Below are 20192 nucleotides of genomic sequence, written 5' to 3'. Positions count from 1 at the left end.
TCAGTATCCTTCTCTCACGTTATATTTTTATCAAAAACAAATACCGAAACTGCAATATCTTCTTCTACTTTCATATCTGAAAACAAATTCACTAATTTTGCTCCAACAAGTTCCTCCAAATGTTCACGGGAATTCGCAGCATACACCTCTTGAATCATTTTCGTTCTAGCCATATGAACCATTTCCGCACCGTCCATCGTACTTGAAATAAATTTTTCAGTAGGTGTTAAGTTTCCATAAAGAGTCGCTATAGCCATATTTTCTGCAAAAACAGTATGAATTCGTTCTGGTCCTTTTCCGAAAAGTTCCTTTCGAAGTTTTCGTATCATATCATTAAATTCATGTACTTTTTTTGACATACAATTATACCTCCCAAAAGCCTCATTTTACTTTATTATATATTTTACCAAAATGAGCCTTCCGCCCAAACTATTTCCTACAAATATTTGGGCGGAAAGGTTCACTTCATGAAATTTATTCGTCTCTTAACCCTTTCCCCATACCTTTTAAGAAATGAAGTCCAAACCCGATAGCACGGTTAATATCTGGGTCTTTCAATACTTTCATAAGATCGAATACCCCTACTTTTTTATTACTTTCTAGATGTTCATTACCTTCTTCTAGCCCGACTAATAAACTACCTATAAGCTTTTTCGTAAGTTCTGGGTCAAGTTCAGTTAACGCACCTGCAGCACCCATCATATTATTAATTAAATTTGTAACAGGCTCACGAGTTACTTGACCTAGAACAATCTTTGCAATTGGTTCTTTCGCTTTCAGCATAGAATTTGCAGCTTCTAGCATTCCAATGTCATTTAATTCCCCTACTATATTAAACATCTGATTTAGAGCTTCTTCATTATTTGTTAAAAGCTCCTTTAAATCATCTAATTTTTGCTGTTTTATTTCTTCCTCAGTTAATTCTTGTTTTTGAATCATTTTTATAGGTGCAGCCATAGTTTTCTCCTCCTACTTATCCGTTAAATGCACATACCCTGGACGTGCCCACTTACGATGTACCTCAATTCCAGCTTGAGGGTGACGTTTTTTATTGCGTGGGTTCGCTTTTGGCATCGGATTTTCGCCATCAACTTCTAACACTTCCATACGCACTTTCGTTTGTTTATACGCAGGTGTATTCGTACGTACATCCACAGCAGGACCTGTTAAGAAATTAATTGCCGTTTCGTTATCTGTAGAGTTCATCGGTAAATATAACTCATTCGCTTTTACACGATCTGTAACGAGTGCACGTAATTTTAATGCTCCAAAAGGAGAGACAAGACGAACTAACGAACCTGTTTTTACGCCACGTTCTTTTGCAAGGTCTGGAGAGATTTCAACGAAAACACCAGGTACTTTCGTTTGAATACCTGTTGATTTATTTGTCATATTCCCTTCATGGAAATGCTCAAGCATACGACCGTTGTTAATGTGAAGGTCGAACTCCGCTGAAAATTCAGCTGGACGTACCCAGTCAGCAATCGCAAAACGAGCTTTTTTATCTGGGAAGTTAAATCCATCTTGGAACAGAAGTGGTGTATTTGTTCCATCAAAACTTCCCCAATGGAAACTGTTCCATCCTTCAAGCACTTCATAATTCGCTTGCGAGAATAATGGTGATAAACTTGCCATTTCAGCAAAGATTTCACTTGGGTGGCTATAATTCCAGTTTGCCCCTAGTTTATTCGCAACCTCCTGGACGATCCACCAGTCTGGTTTCGCATCTCCTAGCGTAGGAAGAACTTGATATAATCTTTGGACACGGCGCTCTGTATTTGTGAAAGTACCTTCTTTCTCAAGAGATGGCGCTGCTGGTAATACAACATCTGCATATTGAGCAGTTTTAGAAAGGAAAACATCTTGCACAACGAAGAAATCAAGGCTCGACAACACTTCATGTACATGATTTGCATTAGAATCTACAAGAGCCATATCTTCTCCGACAAGATACATTGCTTTCATTTTTCCTTCGTCAATTGCGTGAAGCATTTCAATATTATTAAGACCTGGTTCACTATCAATTTTCACTCCGTAAGCAGTTTCAAATTTCGCACGTTCCATTTCGTTAGTAACGTGCTGATATCCTGGAAGCCATCCTGGTAAAGTACCCATATCACAAGCACCTTGTACGTTATTGTGACCTCGAAGTGGGTATGCACCTGCTCCTGGACGACGATAGTTCCCTGTTGCAAGAAGTAAGTTTGAAATTGCAGCGGAAGTATCAGAACCACCTGTATTTTGCGTTACCCCCATACCCCAAAGGATACACGTACCATCTGCATCACGAATCATTTCAGCCATTTGAATAAGTGTTTCTTTTGAAATACCTGTTACTTCTTCTGCATATGCAAGTGTATATTCTTCTAGACTTTCTTTGAAATCTTCAAAGAAGTTTACATTCTCATTAATAAATTCTTGATCATGCCAACCTTGATCGATCATATATTTAGTAACAGCCATTAACCAAACTTGATCTGTACCTTGTTTTGGACTAATAAAGACATCTGATCGCTCTGCCATTTCTGTTTTACGAAGATCAGCTACAATTAACTTTTGTCCGTGTAATTTATGTGCACGTTTAATACGTGTAGCTAAAACTGGATGACCTTCTGTCGGATTACATCCTACAATAATAACAAGACCAGATTGCGCAATATCTTTAATCGTTCCTGCATCACCGCCCATACCAATTGTACGGAACAAACCATCCGTTGCTGGTGATTGGCAATAACGTGAGCAGTTATCGATATTATTCGTTCCAAATACTTGTCGAGCTAATTTTTGAATTACATAATTATCTTCATTTGTAATTTTAGAGGAAGAAATAAATCCGATAGAACCTTTACCGTACTCTTCTTTAATAGTACCTAATTTATTTGCAACTACATTCAGTGCTTCTTCCCATGTAGATTCAACAAACGTTCCATTTTTACGAATTAAAGGTTTTGTAATTCGTTCTTTAGAATTTACGAAATCCCAACCAAATTTCCCTTTTACACAAGTGGAAATTGCGTTAACTGGTGCATCTGAAGATGGCTGTACTTTAAGGATTTTACGCCCCTTCGTCCACACTTCAAACGAACAACCTACACCACAAAATGTACATACTGTTTTCGTTTTCTTCGTACGAGTATCACGCATGGCCGCTTCCACTTCTGATACCGCAAAAATACCGCTATATCCAGGCTCAACTTCTTTAATTAAATCTACCATCGGTTCAAGAATATCTGGTTTTAATCCCGTCATAAATCCAGCTTCACCGAGCATCGTTTTCTCCATTAAAGCGTTACAAGGACAAATCGTTACACATTGACCACAGCTAACGCATGAAGAATCATTAATATTTACTCCTTCATCCCAAATAACTCGTGGGCGTTCCGCTTCCCAGTCTATCGATAACGTTTCATTTACTTGTAAGTTTTGACACACCTCAACGCATTGACCGCATGCAATACATTGATTAGGGTCATAGCGATAAAACGGATGCGTCATATCAACTTCACTTACATCTACTTTCGGTTCATAAGGATATTTTTGATGTTCAATTTCCATTAATTCTGCTGTATTATGCAGTTTACAGTTCCCATTGTTGTTGTCACATACTGTACAGTATAATAAATGATTTTCTAGTAACCGATCCATCGCCTCTGTTTGTGCTTCTTTTGCGCGAACAGAAGCACGCTCAACGTTCATACCTTCCGTTGCTATCGTCGAACAAGAACGCATTAACTTTCCGTCAACTTCTACAATACAAGTGTCACATGTTTGAATAGGATCTACTTCCGGCACGTAACAAATTTGCGGATGTTCAATCCCGTTCTCATTAATAACACCCAATATCGTTGAACCAGGCTCCGTTGTATACTTTTTTCCGTCAATTGTAATATGAACCATGTTGTCATTCATGGTCTTTCCCCCTTTTTGAGAATAAAAAAACTCCACCACGAAAATATACGCACCACATTTTGGGCACGCTATCATCATGGTGGAGTAGTTTATTAGCACATCTTGCTAAAATACCAATCCATTTATTCATAAATAAAACGATAGATTCATAACAGGTCATATCACGATTCCATCTTTAACACTATAATTATAGCGTTAAATGTACAAATATACAATATAAATTTTAAACTGCGCATATGTCTGTATGTAACTATCCATAATAACCCATATAAAGTTCAACGAGGAATAAGGTGAATATATGGAATCTTTTCGAAAATGGATAAGGGGCGAAAAATCTTTCTCTACACATGAGCAATCTGAAACTGTATTAAATAAAGAAATTTCTTCCTCCATGCCGCTTAATCTTAAACACTTATCCAAATTATTTAGTGGTATTCCAGAATTAATTACACGCACTTTCCCGTTAAAAAACGGAAAAGAAGCTGCTCTTATATATATGGAAGGACTTGTAGATAAAACTGTTATTAATGTAGATATTCTTCGTCCTCTCTTATTTAAAGAATGGAATGAAGACGATTTTTGGGAATCTTCTATTTCTATAGGGAATATTAAAAAAGTTCAGAAGTGGATAGACATTGAGCAATCTCTCTTACATGGCAAAAGTATTTTATTTATAAACGGGCAATTATCAGCTTTAGAACTAGATACACAGGCGGCGCCAAAAAGGAGTATTGAAGAACCTACAACAGAGACTTCCATAAAAAGCTCACACGAAGGATTTAATGAAGTGGCAAGTGATAGTATCGCACTTATTCGTCGCTATATTCCAAATCGCGAATTAAAAGTGAAGGAATTCACTGTTGGCGAACGAGCAACCTCTAAAGTTTTTTTACTTTATCTTGCAGATGTTGCAAACGAAGATGTTGTACAAGATATGGCATGCCGCATTGAATCAATCAAAGTAGATGCTATTCTTACTACCGGTGAATTAGAAGGATTTGTTGAAGATAATTCCTATACTCTCTTCCCACAATTGTCTATCACTGAACGTCCTGACACAACGGCACATCATATTTTGAATGGGCGAATTGCTGTTGTTGTAGATCGCTCACCAGGCGTATTAATAGGACCTATGACCTTTTCATCCTTCTTTCAGACGATAGATGATTACAGCTTCAGACCTATGATTCCATCTTTTATACGACTCCTTCGTTTCACTGGGCTATTTATTGCAATATTTGCTCCTGCTCTTTATATTGCTATGATTTCCTTCCATTATGAAGTGATTCCGCTCAAATTGTTGTTAACGATTGGAGAATCTCGAGCCAAAATTCCTTTTCCTCCCATATTAGAAGCTTTATTAATGGAATTAGTTCTCGAAATGCTCCGAGAAGCAGCGATTCGGCTTCCTGGGCCTGTTGGACAAACAATCGGCGTCGTAGGAGGAATTGTAATTGGACAAGCTGCGGTTCAAGCTGGGATTGTGAGTAACGTTATGGTTATCGTCGTATCAATTACTGCGGTTGCCTCCTTCATTATTCCTAACTTAGAAATGTCAGCAGGAATTCGGCTTCTTCGATTCCCAATGATGATAGCCGCCTCTTTATTTGGCGTCATTGGAATTATGGTTGGAATGGCAATCATTATCATCCATATTCTTTCTATGGAATCACTTGGTGTACCATATGGTAGTCCTTTTTCTCCGTCATATGCTTCGGATTTAAAAGATACCCTTATACGTTTCCCATGGAAAATTATGAAGAAACGGCCACTATCTCTACAATTAAAACAAGATAACCGGCAAAGAGATGTTGAAGAAAAGGAGGAGAATTAGTGACAAAACGTGCAAAGAGGGAGATTACTTTATTTCAATACATTTTAACTATTAGTGGTGTTCAAGTCGGATTCGGCGTACTTACACTTCCGCGTGAAGTTGCACAAGGAGCGAATACAGATGGCTGGATATCTATTATTATCGGATGTGTCATTACTACTTTAGTCAGTCTATGTATTGTAAAAATCATGGAAAAACATCCAGGATATACTTTACTTGATGTGCTGATACGCTATCTTGGAAAATGGCTAGGAAGAGTAGTAATGATTTTTTGGATTTTATATGCTGTACTCGCAGCTGTTTCCTTAATTTTTTCCCTCTTATACGTTATTCATATTTGGATTTTACCTAGATCTCCTATGTCTTTAATTATGATTTTGCTATCTATTCCAATGCTTATGCTTGCATGTAAAGGAGCACTTATTATTAGTCGTTTTGCTGTTTTCACTGTCATCTTTACACTTTGGATGCCATTATTATTATTTATTCCTCTTAAAGATGGGCATTTTATATATCTTCTTCCTCTTATCAAGGAAGGATGGCTACCAATTATAAACACCGTAAAATCAACTATCATTGCGTTTCTCGGATTCGAGTTTGCGTTTGTCCTTTATCCTTATTTAACTAACAAAGCATCTGCAAAAAAAGGAATTGTTATTGCAAATTTGATTACGTTATTTATTTATCTTCAAATCACGTTCGTTTCTTTTATTTATTTTAGTCCAGATGGTATAACAAAGTTTTTATGGCCAACTCTTTCTCTTGTTACACCGTTTCATTTCTCATTTCTTGAGCGGTTTGAAATTATCTTTTTGTCATTTTATCTCTTTATTATTTTTGATTCCTGTATTCCTTATATTTTTACTGCTTCAGATGGTATTAATCAATTACTTAACAAAAAAGGCAGTTCATTACCTATTTATTTTTTATTATTCGGGTGTATTTTCATCTTATTCTTTTATATCCCTTCTTCTTATCAGATAAGTTCGTTGCGGGAATTTTGGGGAACTGCTAGTTATTTTATCGTTTTTCTATTCCCAGTTGTATTTCTCTTATACATGACACTTTATCAGCATTGGAAAAGGAGAAAAGTTTAAATGAGACGCTTTATTCATTTTATTATATTTTGTTTTCTCATAATTTTTTTAGCAGGTTGTGAAGATCGGCTTGATTTAGAAAAACAATCCATCTCATTAATTTACGGTTTTGACGCAAAAGCAAAAGGAAAAGGAAAAGGAAAAGGAAAAGGAAAATTAATTGTGTATCACGTAAATCCTATTTTCAATGAAGATGTAGAGAAAAAGTACGAAATTCATGAAGCGAAAGTACATACACCCCGAGAAGCAAAAGATACGTTTAACAGTTCAAGCAGCGGTTTAGTGTCCACAGAAAAGTTACAGCTTATATTGTTTAGCACGAATTTTTTAAAACAAGAAGGAGCTATGCCTTATCTGGATGTTTGGTATCGCGATCCTAAAAATACAGGGAATATGCGCATGGTTGCAGTAGATGGCCCCATTTCTTCTGTTATATATAATAATTTCAAAGATAAGCCTGCTCTTCCTGAATATTTAACAGATTTAATTAATACGAACAAACTATACAATCGGACCGTGTTTACGACATTCCATGAATTTCATAGACAAACTTTTAATAAAGGCGTAACTCCTGCTATTTCAGAAATAAAAAAAGGGAAGAAAGATGTTATTGTTACCGGTTCGGCACTATTAACCTCTCGTGGAACTTATAAGATGTCTTTAAATCGCTACGAAAGTGCCCTTCTTCTTATGGTGCAAAAGAAAGCTAATATACCCGTTTCACTTACAATGAAAATCCCCTCTAATTTAGTTGAAAGTAATAGCCATCTAAAAGATACAAAAGGCGACGATTTTATAACAATAAATGTTCTTAGTATGAATCATGATATCGGTACAGACTATAGCGATAACCGCTTCAAATTTAATATTAAAATGGATTTAAAAATTGCCGTATCTGAACTTACATTCAACATGGATATAGAAAATGATAGAAAAAAATTAACTTCTCTTATTACAAAACAACTAAACAATGATTTAAACGATTTAATCCACAAAATTCAAAAACAGCAGCTTGATCCATTCGGATTTGGTGATTATGCGAGAGCGTTTCAATATAAAGAATGGAAACAAGTTGAAGATGATTGGCCAAGTTCCTTTTCAAAAGCTAATGTGAAAGTGGCACCAACTATTAAAATTTTAGAAAATGGGATTATTAAATAGAAAAAACACGCTACTTGTTCTTATATGAATAAGTAGCGTGTTTTCATTTCCATTACAAGTATTATTTCAATGGACTATACTCTATTTCCATTTCTAACATTACTATGTTTTTTAGCATATACAAAATATATGAAAACGCCTATTATAATCCATGCCACAAAACTAATTAAAGTAAGCTTAGAAAGGTTCAAAGCCAAATATATACAACTTACTATTGAAACGATAGGTAAAAAAGGTACTAGAGGGGCACGGAATGGCCTCTTCATATCAGGATGTGTCTTTCTTAATACAATGACAGCTATAGATACAAACACAAATGCTGTTATCGTTCCCATATTCACTAAATTAGCTAATAAATTCAAATCCACTAATCCCGCTAATAAAGCTGCTAGTATACCTGTAACCCACGTATTAAAAAATGGAGTTTGTAAACGTTTATGGACACTTGAAAGTCTTTTTGGTAACAGTCCATCTCGACTCATCGAATAAGATACACGAACAAATGCAAACATAGCTACTAACAGAACTGTTGTTAGCCCTGCTATCGCTCCCACCGATAACAACCCAGCAATTCTATCTTCTCCTACAGTGCGCAACGCATATGCAACCGGATCAGCAACATTTAATTCCGTAAACGGAACCATTCCAGTTAGCACGAATGAAACACCTACATATAGAACGGTACAAATGAACAAGGAAACAAGTAGCCCAATTGGCACGTTACGTTGTGGACGCTTCACTTCCTCTGCGGCTGTTGCAACTGCATCAAATCCTAAAAAAGCAAAAAATACAGTAGCAGCGCCCCCTACCACACCGTGAAAACCAAACGGTAGAAATGGTTGCCAATTCTCTGGTCTTACATATTGTGTCCCTACAACAATAAATCCTACAATAACAGCCAGTTTAATAATAACCATTATATTATTAATTCGTGCACTTTCTTTTGCACCACGGCTTAATAAAAATGTAACAACTAAAATAATAAGAACTGCTGGTAAATCAATGATTCCACCCTTCCCCATTCCTGGTGCCGAAGCAAAAACCGTAGGAATGTGAATATTAAAACCTAGTAGCAGTGACTGAAAATACGCTGACCAGCCTGCTGCAACCGCAGAAGTCGCTAATAAATACTCCAGCATAACACACCAGCCAACTATAAATGCAAAAATCTCACCTAGTGTCATATATGTATATGAATATACACTTCCCGAAACTGGAACTGTAGATGCAAATTCAGCATAACAGAAAGCTACACATGCACATATAATTGCCGCTAATACAAAAGATAATACAATCGCCGGACCAGCATGTTTCGCTGCTACAATACCAGTTAATACGAAAATACCTGTACCAATAATTGCTCCAATACCTAAAAGAGTTAAATCAATCGCTCCTAAAGTTTGATTCAATACTTTTTTCTTTTCTTCATCCATTGCTTTCTTTATGAAAAGACTCATTCTTTGAAACCTCTTTTTCAAGTTTATCTCTTACTTGTTACATTCTTTATTACTGTTCTATTTTAAAAATAAAAATATACATAGTTCACTTCCCCTATAGACTTAGTAACCCGTCTCAATAAAAACAGAAAAATCAATCTCTTTATACCGTATTGAATTTTCAAAATATTAATCATACCAAAAAACCATTAAGAATGCTGATTGAATTTATCATACAATTAATTATATTGTCAATAATAAATCACTCAAAAATAATCGGTTGATTATGTATCAAATGTTATTTTTATACATAATTATTTTCTCAAAAACATTGTTGTTTTCCACCTTAATATTCATATGTATTTTATTACATTGATTTTCATACAATTTTCATTACATACAATGTAATGAAAATCATAATAACCTCAAATGAATTATTATTCAAAAATAATAATTCATTTGAGGTTATTTCACCATTTTAATACTAACAAAAAAGTGCAGATTTTCATCTGCACTTTTTTTATTCTTCCACTTCAGCTTCTGCACTACTATTTTCAAGATGCTCCTTCTGAGCTTCCTCTTGCAACTCTGCTGAAATCATCCCATAATAAAGTTCCGGATATAACCCAAATATTTGATATACACTTCCTAAAAACGGCATCAGAATCCCTCTTTTCTAAAGTTGTATTGCCACTTTTAAGGATTCCCTTTTCATTCACTATACATTCGTTTTTGGCGTTTCTTCTTCATCTTGAATACTTAATAAATTTTGCCATTTTTTATACGGAGCGCTATTTGGATCTACATATCCTTTCGCATGCGAGCGATCCCACAATTGTTTAATAAACATTTCTTTCTCTTTCTTTGCAACCATATCAGCACCTGTACCGTAATAGTTCTGGAAATACAACTCGATTTCATCAAGGAATAGTCTTAATAATTCATCTGATGTTTCTTCTAACGTCGGATCATACTTCGCTTCACGGTCATACATTAAAATCATGTCTAAAAGATTGTGGACATGTTCTTTTCTAAGCCATCTTACATCTTGGGCTCCTAATACGAACGGATGTGTATATAAATGTCCACCTTGTATCATCGCCTTTTCTTGCTCTTCTTCAAATCGTGACAAGATGTTTTCATAAATAAACGGATTATGAAGCAATGCTCTGTGTAATTTATAACTTTCGCTTGAAATATTTTTCCCCATCGACTGAATTAAAAAGCTACGTCCCACACCGTTATATTGATACACAAACTGTCCATCAACAGCAACTAAACTAATCCAGCGATACATATATGCGTATAGTAAGGCACGATTACATTTATCATAATCTAATTTTGTTTGAGTCGCATTCAAATCTGGCATAAAGGCTGGTAAGTGCCAATACTTATCTAAATGCGGCGTTAAACTAGATTTTTTACTATTTAATTTGTTTACACGGCGATAATACGATTGGAAATAGTCCCCTTTATCATTCATAAATCCGTTTGAAATATGTCCTGATGATAATTTAGGAAAATCTTGCAGCGATAAGCCATAATGTGCTCGATAACAGATCACTTCAAATGGCGAAAAGGCTTCGTGTACTGTATCTTTTTCTTTAAACATTTCTTGAATCAATTCCTCTTGTAGCTCTTTCTTTAAAGAAGGATGTATACCCCAATATTGTAATTCCCTATGATGAGCAACTTTCGGAATGAATGGACTTGCTAAATGGAACAGGTCTTCAATTTTTTCACGCACGTATTCATCGCGATCACGTTTCTTATAATCTGCTTCTTTTCGCAACGCTTCAATAATATTCAATTCTAATTTATCACGATAGCGTACTTGCAGTTCGTCATAACAATAGCTCAGTATATGTTCGCGATAGAAATCCTCTACCTTTTTCGACTGAATCTCTTCTGTTTTCGCATCACGACAATATTCCCCATACAAACTCATATAAATTTCCGCTGATATATCTTTCGGTAGTACACCTAAATTTAAATGTTGCTGCATATCTTGCCATATCTTTTCTTGCAGCTGTTCCTCTGCTAATACATAAACATTCGTCGGGTTTGTTTTCCCTTCAAATTCCTTACTGCGCTTTTGGATTTCAAACAATAAATTTTCACGTGTTTCATGTAAATTATCAAAAAATCTTTCCCAATATTGAATCATTTTATTAACTGCCTGATATAGCGATTGATATACAAGTTCTAATAGCATTTCTTTTCGATATTCATTTAATTTGTGTACATATTGCGTTACGATGTCTTCAAATTCTCTTTTGAATAAACGTTGCTGATTATTAATCATTTTTCCGAACCAGCCTTGTTGTTGAGCAATTTCTACTCGGCGTACAGCCGTTACCGTGCCATCGATATTACCTACATTAAATTTTTTATCGTAGTTTTGAATTACATTACGCTTTTGTTCATTATTTTCATGTAATCGATTCATTTTTTCTACTAACTGTTTTCGAATTTCATATAACATAAAACGTGCTGCTACTGGGTGAACTGGATCTGTTTTCTTTAAAAACCATGTATTTAATTGATAGGACTGCCCTTCAGAACCACTTGGTGAAAAGCGGTCTGATTCAATCATGTCATATAAAAGTGTCGTTACATGTTCATGTACACGGCTCGGAATCGCATATGCATATAAGCGAACTGCATGATCCACTCTTGCCACTTCACCTTTCATTTGTTCCATCATTTTCAGTTTCGCAGCTGAAATTTTACACTCATGTTGCAAACGATTTAATTCCTCATCTTTTTGCACCGTGCGTTGTACATAACTTTCTACAGCTTCTAAAAACAGTTTTGATTTCGCAACTCCGAGCTTACCACCTTCTGCTCCTTCACGCGTTTCATTGTACATTTGTCTATAGAAAATATGAGCTTGCTCTGGACGGGTAGCAAGATGTTCCAAGTCCTCTAAATAACTTTTACCTCTCTCCGGCTTTTCACGCTGCATCCCACGTTTTACATCTTGGTCATATCTTTGCTTCTTCTCTTGAAACAGTTGATCTAAATGAAGCCACGATTCATCTAAACCTTGCACAGCCCATTTTAAAGCACAATATTTTAACACATGCTCATACGGATAAATGAGTTTTGCCGTTCCTGCCCCGCAATATCGTCCTTTTCCGCTTGATTCTGCTAATTGCTGAATTTGATTGTCTTCTTGTGCAAAATGACTTGTGGACATCGGGCTAAATAACTGTAAATAAATTGTATTTGCCATCTGTTCCATATAATCTGATAAATTGTGTAAATGGTGTCCATGTAGGTTTTCATAATCGTATAAGAAACAATAATTGTACGGTAAATGATGTTGTTTAATTGTATGATTCGTTCTTCCGTCTTCATCTACTTGATCAGGGCGATACTCTAATTCAATTGTTACACCGCCGCGTTTTGATAATTCTCCAGTAGAACCGAGCGTAATAGCATGTAATTCTTTTAACGATGCATAGCCGTTCGCTTGCACCGTTTCAAACTCTTTCGCACTAACTGTTCTCGTCTTTACTAAAACATCCGGCATTAAAAACGCACCGCGTATTAAAATGTTATGATGCTGCAATTTCTTCCGAAGCATTTCACGTAAATATAATGCAATTTGCAGAAACATCCCTGAACCTGTTCCGCCTGCTAGTGATGTTACTATAATGACACGCACACCATATTCCGTTTGATCACTTGTAACCGGAAAAATTTTCTCGATTTCTTGCCAAAAAGACGTCAATTTATCTTCTTTCATCGCAGCACGTAACGCTAAACGTGAAATGACGCGTAACTGTCCTGCTCCTTCTGTTAATGGCTTATCAAGTATAGTCGGATCCATCGGAAACCACTCTGGGATCGTTGGATCTCCCGCAATATACTCCCTAGGCGTTTTACTAGAACTTGTTTGTGTCTTAAACTTTCGAATATGATCAAATTTACTTAATGTATTCACATCTGTATCAAATACGTGCATTGCTACCTTTTTTCGGCGCTCTTCAGGCAGTTTTTCATATATTTGATGCGTCACAGTACTACCGATTCCACCTAAACCAATTAATATTGTTGGAACTTGTAATGTCATGTGAACCACCTTCCTATTCTTGCTTGTTTGAAAAAAGGGAAAGAGAATCAATACTCCATCCCCTTCTTATCCATACCTACTATTCACATTCGTACTTGTAAATCTCCTTACCATATCCTCTATCAATTAGTAAAAGTTCATTTGGATATAGTGTCTTATGTTCTATTCCTACTTCATCCTCTGTTATAAACATTCCATCAATAATCATTCCAACTACTTGTGATTCTTTCGCTACAAAGACAGATTTCGAACCTTTCTTCGCTATAAATGTAACGGATTGCACAGTTTTTCTTTCTGCTCTAAATGGGATACCAAAATAATGGTTCCACCATTTATTTCGAAGTAATTCTGGCTCAGATTGATATAGCCAATCTTTCGCTACCTCTTGATCCCATTCATAATACAGTAGTGCTTTCCGGTGAAATCTTGGCCGAACAATCCATCCTAAAACAATGATTCCTACTACTAGCAGTAATAAAGTGATAGGAATGACAAACTTAAAAATAAGCGCATATTTTTCATAAAACGGAGCATCTTGAATATGGAATGTTATGTTCTTCTTTACTTCTTGTAATTTTGAATCCTGCATTACGATGGTAGCTTCTACGGTGCCGGTATCTGTAAAATTAAATGTGTCGGAGTAATAGGGACGAGGATAAACATAGATTTGATTTCCATGTTGCTTTATTTCATAATTGATTGATTGTTTAGATGTGACACCAGTAGATTTTAATAGTTTTTTTACAGCTTCTTCTGTCATCGGCTTACCATCTAACTGTGGCTGCAAAACAAATGGTTTACTATTCTCTAAATTTGTCACTTTTTCTTCATAATCTTTTGTAACAGTTTGAAGTGATAATTTCGGTTTCTCAGCTGTTTCAATTTTAAATTCTTTCGTCTGTCTATAAAACCCCTTTATATTCATATGAACTTTCCCGCGTACTAACCCTTTACCAAGCTTAGTTTCGTAATAAAACACATGCCTCTTATCGTCCCACTTCATCGGATATTGTTTTCCGTCTATTTCTACTTCTGCCTGAAAGTAAGAAGACTGAACTGGCAACTCCGTAGGCTTTGCTTCAATAACAGCAGTAACACCTTCGTACATTTCCTCTACATTTTTTTGACTACTATCATCTTTGTCATAAGTAGAAACCGTATAATTAAGCGCTGGTTCAACTAGTACTTGTAGTCCTTCTTTCTCAATGTCCTGGTCCACTTCTATCGTATAAGTTCCTGGTTTAATAACTTCCTGATTTTCCGTACTTATATGAACTATATTTCCGAACAATTTTGCTTCTCCTGGTGCATGTATGGAAAAAGAAGATTGTAATTGTAATGGTTTAGAAATTTGTGTGACCTGATAATCGGGCAGAGAAGGCGATTGTCGTACAAGCGTCATACGCTTTAATGGAAACGGTGTTGTAATTTCTACTCTTTTCCCCACTACTTTCGTTTTTACAATCGATTCAACAGAGGAGAATGGATCACGATTTGCAACTAATGCTGCCACTTGATTTACACTTTTTACAATGCCATCTTCTCCGCTTGACGGCATAGTAACACCATTTATCTCTTTCTTCCATATTTCTTTGAACGTGTTTAATTGTTCTTTTTCTTGTTGTCCTAAATCTTCTTCCATCGTAATTAAGACTGGGTGTAACGATATCTTTTTTGCATCCATTTCTTTCTTAAACTGGGCTAATTTCTGCAAAATTTGTTCTTTTCCGCCAACCTTATCTTTCTCTAAATCATTAAATGCCCCGTCAGTTAATACAATAAGCCAAAATTCACGTTTTCCATCTATATCTGCTTCCTTTTTTATAGATTGCATCGCCGTTTCTACCGCGCTAAATGGAGTATTTAAATACGTTTTCCACGCTCCAATTCCCTCAATTTCTGTTTGCCTTTTATCCTTCGTTAACGAAATGTTTAATGGATCATTCGGCTTACTCATTGGAACGTAAGAAAATTTATCTTTTTCATCTAATAGCGCAACTAAACTTTGCAAAGCATAATTGGCATATTTCCAGCGATCGTTATTTCTCATGCTGCCCGAATCGTCATATACAAGTGAAACGACCCTTTCCTTTGCCTCCTCTCCTTTTGCAAAAGCTGATAAAGGTAAACATATAAATAGAAACAACATGAACGTGGCACAAATTCGGATTTTCATGATGAGGCTTCGCCACCTTTGTAGACAAATTCCTATGTTTAAATTTATGAGAGGAAACAAGATATATGACTTGTATTTTAGGACAACTAACCCACCATAACTTTATTATGTAAACAAATCATACACTTGGTAATATTCCTTCTAGCATTCTCTATCCAATTATATAAGTAAAAAAGCCTGTTTAAGCTCCACGCTTAAAACAGACTTTTCCTACTTTTTATTTTAAAAACACATAACAAAAAGTTTGATTTTTGACTTAACACATCACTTCTATTGTAAATCCACCAGGTGCTTCAACGTAAAACGTATACGCATGGACATGCTTAGGAGGCTCCACCAAAAATCCATCTTCCTTCAATCTTTGATTTATCTTATCTACTTGTTCTTCACTTTCTTGTGGAAATCCTACATGAAATGTTTTTGGATACTGAACTTCTTTTCCTTTCATTAAAGTTAGTATAAATCCATCATTATCACGCATAACTGCAAAGGCATTCCCCCTTGTTCCACTACAAATTAAACCAAAATACCTCTCTAAAAACTCTCTAGATGCTGTTACATCTGTAACTGTTAAATTAAGATGTTTAATTCCCAATCCATCACCTTATTTCTCAATTTTCTAATATTTTATCATACAAATAAAAAACACGCTTTTCACAGCGTGTTTCATTGCTTTACATACACTTCAACAATCGGATTTTCTTTATTGTCCGCATGCAAGCGTATATTCGCTTCACTTGTATTATAAATACTAGCTAATAACATTATCGTTAACACATTAGGTATCTTCGCATCACTTCCGTATTTTCTCTCAAGCCCTTCCTTATATTCAAAATCTAAATCCCCCTGCACATATGTATACACTTCAAAACCATCTTCTAAATTGCAAACTACTGTATCAATAATATCTGCCCCTACTTGCTTCTTCATTTCCTCTCGCAACGCTTCAATAAATTCTTCCCACGGTACTTCGTATGTCTGAAACTGATCTGTAGATTTCATGCCTTTTCCTCCTTATATATCCTCTTCTTATATTTCCCCTTTCCTATAACAATTATGATAGATAGGACATTCGTACAAGCCGCACTTGTCCCCCTTACATATCGTATTACTGTAATGCGGAAGGAGGAAAGAACATGCATAGACAAAAATGTTATGATACATGCCGACGTTATTTTGGAAAAGTTGTTCGGATTGAAGACCGTGATGGCCGTATACATTTAGGTAAAATAATCGATTTGACACAAAACTCTGTATGGATCGAACCGGTGCAACAGCGCTCATCTTTTGATTCAGGATTCGGATACTATGATGCTTATGCAAACGGTGGTTGTGACCTTTGCGGCGGCCTTAGCAGATGTGATAGTTGCGGATTTGGATGCGGTGGTGGATTCAGCAGTTGCGGATGTGGTGGCCGTGGTTGCGGTAGTTGTGGTGGCGGCGGCTGGGGTGGCGGCGGTTGTGGCTGGGGTGTTGAACTCGGATTTGGTTTCATCTTCGGAATTACATTAGCTGCATTATTTTTCATTTAACATAGTAAAGAGTTGGCTACCTTTAGCCAACTCTTTTTCTTTATTTTTCACATATAAAAATACGATGCCCTAAAATGTGTTGGTACATAAGCCGTACATTTTCATGCTGTACCCACGCCTCATATAACTCATTCGGAATATGTGAGGATACATTCCATTCGGGCTCTTCTACATAGCCAGAGATTGTTTCTGAAATCGTGCCACCGCCAGCAATTGTGATTCTTTTAAAATTTGCTTTCTGAAATAATTGTACCCACTCATTCTCAGTTAATAGTTCTTTCATGCCATATAATTGGGCGATTTTTTCTTCCTCACCCTTATCAATGTGCCTATCAATAATCATTTCAATGACAACAAGCTTACCATCCTGCTGTAATACACGATAACACTCCGAGATAACCCTTTCTTTCTCTGTAAAAGCGATGATTGATTCTCCAAGTACGAACTCAAATGAGTTATTCAAACAAGGTAATTGCTCTACACTTCCTTTAATTAATTGTATATCTAACCCTTCAAACAACCATCTATCTTTTGCCTTTTGAATCATAATTTCATTCTTTTCAACCGCTGTTACTTTATAACCAAATTCCCTTGTCATATACGCCGCTGTTTTCCCTGTGCCGCAACCTATCTCAAGAACATTCGCTCCCTGTCCAAGAGGCAGTTGTGCTAGCAATTGTTTCGTTAACGTAAAACCACCTGGATGAGCACTTCCTATTCCGTAATAAGCTAGGAAATCGATGTATGTGTTTCGTTTCATAGGACTCTCCTTCAAGTTTTCTATAATACATATATTCATCCTCAAAAAAATAGTGCACAGAAAAAAAAGCATTTTCAAGTACAATGTTGCAACTTGAAAACGCTTTTTTTACTATTTCTCTTCTACATACGCCCATTTGAAACTATATTCCGGACTAATATTATGTTTTACAATTCCCTTTACATTTGGTTTCATAACATACGATCTACCACTTTGATATAAAGGTACGAGCGCTACATCTTCTTCAAGTAACAGTTTTTCTGCTTTCCCTAGCTCTGTCCAACGTTTTTTTGCATCAGCCATCCATTCCGTCTTACTTTTATTAATAATGTCATCATATTTTGAATTTGAATAGCTCATCTGATTCTGTGAATTTTTCGTTTCAAACATATCAAGATATGTCATTGGATCCGCATAATCTGGATTCCAGCCGCCATATGAGAAATCATAATCTTGGTCTGATTCTAATTTTAGTTTTTGCTTAAATGGCTGAAGTTTAATATTTACTGTTACACCCTTTAAATTCTTTTCAATTTGATCTTTTACATACTCCCCAACCTTTTTCGCATTACCAGTATCATAATTTAATAGCTCTATTGTCACTTGATCTTTTCCAAGTTCTTTTTTCGCAGCTTCCCAGGCTGCTGCTGCCTTTTTAGAGTCTTGTTTTAAACCATTTTTAAACGTTTCTGCGAAATCTTTACCGTCTGGTCCAGCTGCTAAACCTTTTGGTACTAAATAATCCACTGGTTTTGAACCATCATTTAAAATGACATTCGTTAAAGCTTTCTTATCGATTGATAATGCAATTGCTTCACGTAATTTTTTACTCTTTAACGGTGTATCTTGCCCACCACGTTTTTGATTTAGACGTAAGTAAAAAGTACTTGTTTCTGAATATGCACCAAACTCTTCTTTATTATTTCTATACTTATCAACAAATTCACCTGATAAAAGTGTAAAATCAATCGCACCTGTATCATATAAATTTACTCTTGTAGCTGGTTCTTTTACTACACTATAGTTGATTTCTTCTAGTTTTACAGTCTTTTTATCCCAATACTGATCATTTTTCTTTAATTTCCAACCTTGTTCATGCTTCCAATCAGTAAGTACAAACGGTCCATTATAAACTGTCGTATCAGACTCTAAACCGTATTTATCTCCTTTTTCTTTTACGAACTTTTCATTTAATGGATAGTATGACGCGAATGCCATTAAATTTAAGAAATATGGTACTGGTCTCTCTAGTTCAACTTCCAGCGTATAATCATCTACCGCTTTTACACCTAATGTAGACACTTCTCCTTTCCCTTGATTTATTGCCTCTGCATTTTTAAGATAGTAAGCAATAAACGCATATTCTGCAGCTGTTTTTGGATCTACTAGACGTTGCCATGCAAATACGAAATCTTTCGCTGTTACAGGATCACCGTTTGACCATTTTGCATCTTTTCGTAATTTGAATGTATATTTTTTGCCATCCTCGCTTTTCGTACTAGATTCTGCCGCCGCTGGAATTGGCTTGTTATCTTTATCTAGACGATATAACCCTTCCATCGTGTTTCCTAAAATTTGAGAACCTAACGTATCTGTATTTTTAGAAGTATCCATCGTCGGAATTTCATTCGTTTCTGTACGATTCATTACTTGCTGTGCCGCATATTTAATATCGGATTTTTTCTCTTCCCCGCCACTATTAGACGTCGTAGTCGTTTTCTTCTCCCCACCAGAAGATCCAGAACATGCTGTTAACGCCACACTCATTGCTAATACTGGCGCTACAACCGCCGTAAACTTTTTCATCTTTTTCTTCATTTTTGTACCCTCCCCAATTATATGTACGAAACTAACTTTGAGAGACTTTCTTTCGATTTATTTATTAGAAAATTCTTACTAATTATTATTCTACTATTTTCTTCTGATTTGTAAAGTGTTTTTATGAATATTCTGAATAATTAATCTAATAAACACAATAACTATTACTATACGAATTCTCCCACATCTACTATATGTAAGTGCCACTTTTCTTATTCTTCTCTATTTAATTTAATAGTAAAAGAGCGTTCTAAAAGTCATTTATGAACTGCACCCCAATTGTTAGACACAGTCTAACAATTGGAGGTGCAGTTTTTCTATGGCTAAATTTACAGCTGATGAAAAAATACAAATCGTTCTACGTTATTTGAACGGAAATGAAAGTTAT

The 20192-nt window shown here is 35.7% G+C and carries 15 protein-coding genes; 4 read left to right on the top strand and 11 right to left on the bottom strand.

The window, feature by feature from the left end:
* Window positions 1–14: 14 nt before the first annotated feature.
* The 3 genes from H6481_RS15725 to fdhF all read right to left on the bottom strand — a co-directional run bounded on the left by H6481_RS15725 (window position 15) and on the right by fdhF (window position 3909).
* Window positions 15–359 carry a DUF2294 domain-containing protein gene (locus H6481_RS15725; protein ID WP_000039582.1) on the bottom strand — a complete coding sequence of 115 codons (345 nt, stop codon included), beginning with the start codon at window positions 357–359 and terminating at the stop codon, window positions 15–17.
* Window positions 360–474: 115 nt separating this feature from the next.
* Window positions 475–957, bottom strand: a complete 483-nt coding sequence (locus H6481_RS15720; protein WP_023522701.1) for a DUF1641 domain-containing protein — start codon at window positions 955–957, stop codon at window positions 475–477.
* Window positions 958–969: 12 nt separating this feature from the next.
* Window positions 970–3909, bottom strand: coding sequence for a formate dehydrogenase subunit alpha (fdhF, locus tag H6481_RS15715; protein ID WP_182812268.1), 2940 nt, complete (start codon window positions 3907–3909; stop codon window positions 970–972).
* A gap of 298 nt (window positions 3910–4207) precedes the next feature.
* Here fdhF and H6481_RS15710 point away from each other — a divergent pair, with 298 nt between their 5' ends.
* From H6481_RS15710 to H6481_RS15700, 3 genes are read left to right on the top strand one after another with little or no spacing between them, the layout of a single operon-like run.
* A complete protein-coding gene (locus H6481_RS15710; RefSeq protein ID WP_097920563.1) occupies window positions 4208–5743 on the top strand; it encodes a spore germination protein in 1536 nt (511 codons plus the stop codon).
* Entirely contained in the window at window positions 5743–6840 is a 1098-nt protein-coding gene (locus tag H6481_RS15705; RefSeq protein WP_023522703.1) for an endospore germination permease, read from the top strand. The genes H6481_RS15710 and H6481_RS15705 overlap by 1 nt, the downstream gene beginning before the upstream one ends.
* Entirely contained in the window at window positions 6841–8001 is a 1161-nt protein-coding gene (locus H6481_RS15700; protein ID WP_097984761.1) for a Ger(x)C family spore germination protein, read from the top strand.
* A gap of 74 nt (window positions 8002–8075) precedes the next feature.
* On the opposite strand, the gene H6481_RS15695 is transcribed toward H6481_RS15700, so the two are convergent.
* The 6 genes from H6481_RS15695 to H6481_RS15670 form a co-directional block, all read right to left on the bottom strand.
* The gene (locus H6481_RS15695) at window positions 8076–9458 is read right to left on the bottom strand and encodes an amino acid permease (RefSeq protein ID WP_000051664.1); all 1383 of its coding nucleotides are present in this window, start codon (window positions 9456–9458) and stop codon (window positions 8076–8078) included.
* 499 nt (window positions 9459–9957) lie between these two features.
* Window positions 9958–10098 (bottom strand): hypothetical protein, encoded by a 141-nt coding sequence (locus tag H6481_RS15690; RefSeq protein WP_001116193.1) that lies wholly within the window; start codon window positions 10096–10098, stop codon window positions 9958–9960.
* 57 nt (window positions 10099–10155) lie between these two features.
* Entirely contained in the window at window positions 10156–13518 is a 3363-nt protein-coding gene (locus H6481_RS15685) for a tubulin-like doman-containing protein (RefSeq protein ID WP_000175110.1), read from the bottom strand.
* A gap of 79 nt (window positions 13519–13597) precedes the next feature.
* On the bottom strand, window positions 13598–15694 hold the full coding sequence (locus H6481_RS15680; protein WP_182812265.1) for a vWA domain-containing protein: 2097 nt from the start codon (window positions 15692–15694) through the stop codon (window positions 13598–13600).
* A gap of 256 nt (window positions 15695–15950) precedes the next feature.
* Entirely contained in the window at window positions 15951–16289 is a 339-nt protein-coding gene (locus tag H6481_RS15675) for a VOC family protein (protein WP_000511528.1), read from the bottom strand.
* Window positions 16290–16360: 71 nt separating this feature from the next.
* Entirely contained in the window at window positions 16361–16696 is a 336-nt protein-coding gene (locus H6481_RS15670; RefSeq protein ID WP_000842905.1) for a hypothetical protein, read from the bottom strand.
* Between the two features lie 134 nt (window positions 16697–16830).
* Here H6481_RS15670 and H6481_RS15665 point away from each other — a divergent pair, with 134 nt between their 5' ends.
* Window positions 16831–17226, top strand: a complete 396-nt coding sequence (locus tag H6481_RS15665; RefSeq protein WP_053563839.1) for a hypothetical protein — start codon at window positions 16831–16833, stop codon at window positions 17224–17226.
* 40 nt (window positions 17227–17266) lie between these two features.
* Here H6481_RS15665 and H6481_RS15660 read toward each other — a convergent pair whose 3' ends face one another.
* Complete coding sequence (locus H6481_RS15660) at window positions 17267–17986, bottom strand: class I SAM-dependent methyltransferase (protein ID WP_023522710.1); 720 nt, start codon at window positions 17984–17986, stop codon at window positions 17267–17269.
* Between the two features lie 111 nt (window positions 17987–18097).
* Window positions 18098–19804 carry a peptide ABC transporter substrate-binding protein gene (locus tag H6481_RS15655; protein ID WP_182812262.1) on the bottom strand — a complete coding sequence of 569 codons (1707 nt, stop codon included), beginning with the start codon at window positions 19802–19804 and terminating at the stop codon, window positions 18098–18100.
* Window positions 19805–20192 lie beyond the last annotated feature (388 nt).

The organism is Bacillus sp. ME78, from assembly GCF_903970865.1.
In the GTDB taxonomy this organism is placed as follows: domain Bacteria; phylum Bacillota; class Bacilli; order Bacillales; family Bacillaceae_G; genus Bacillus_A; species Bacillus_A cereus.
Note: the sequence above shows the minus strand (reverse complement) of the source record. Positions and strands in the feature narration are given on the sequence as shown.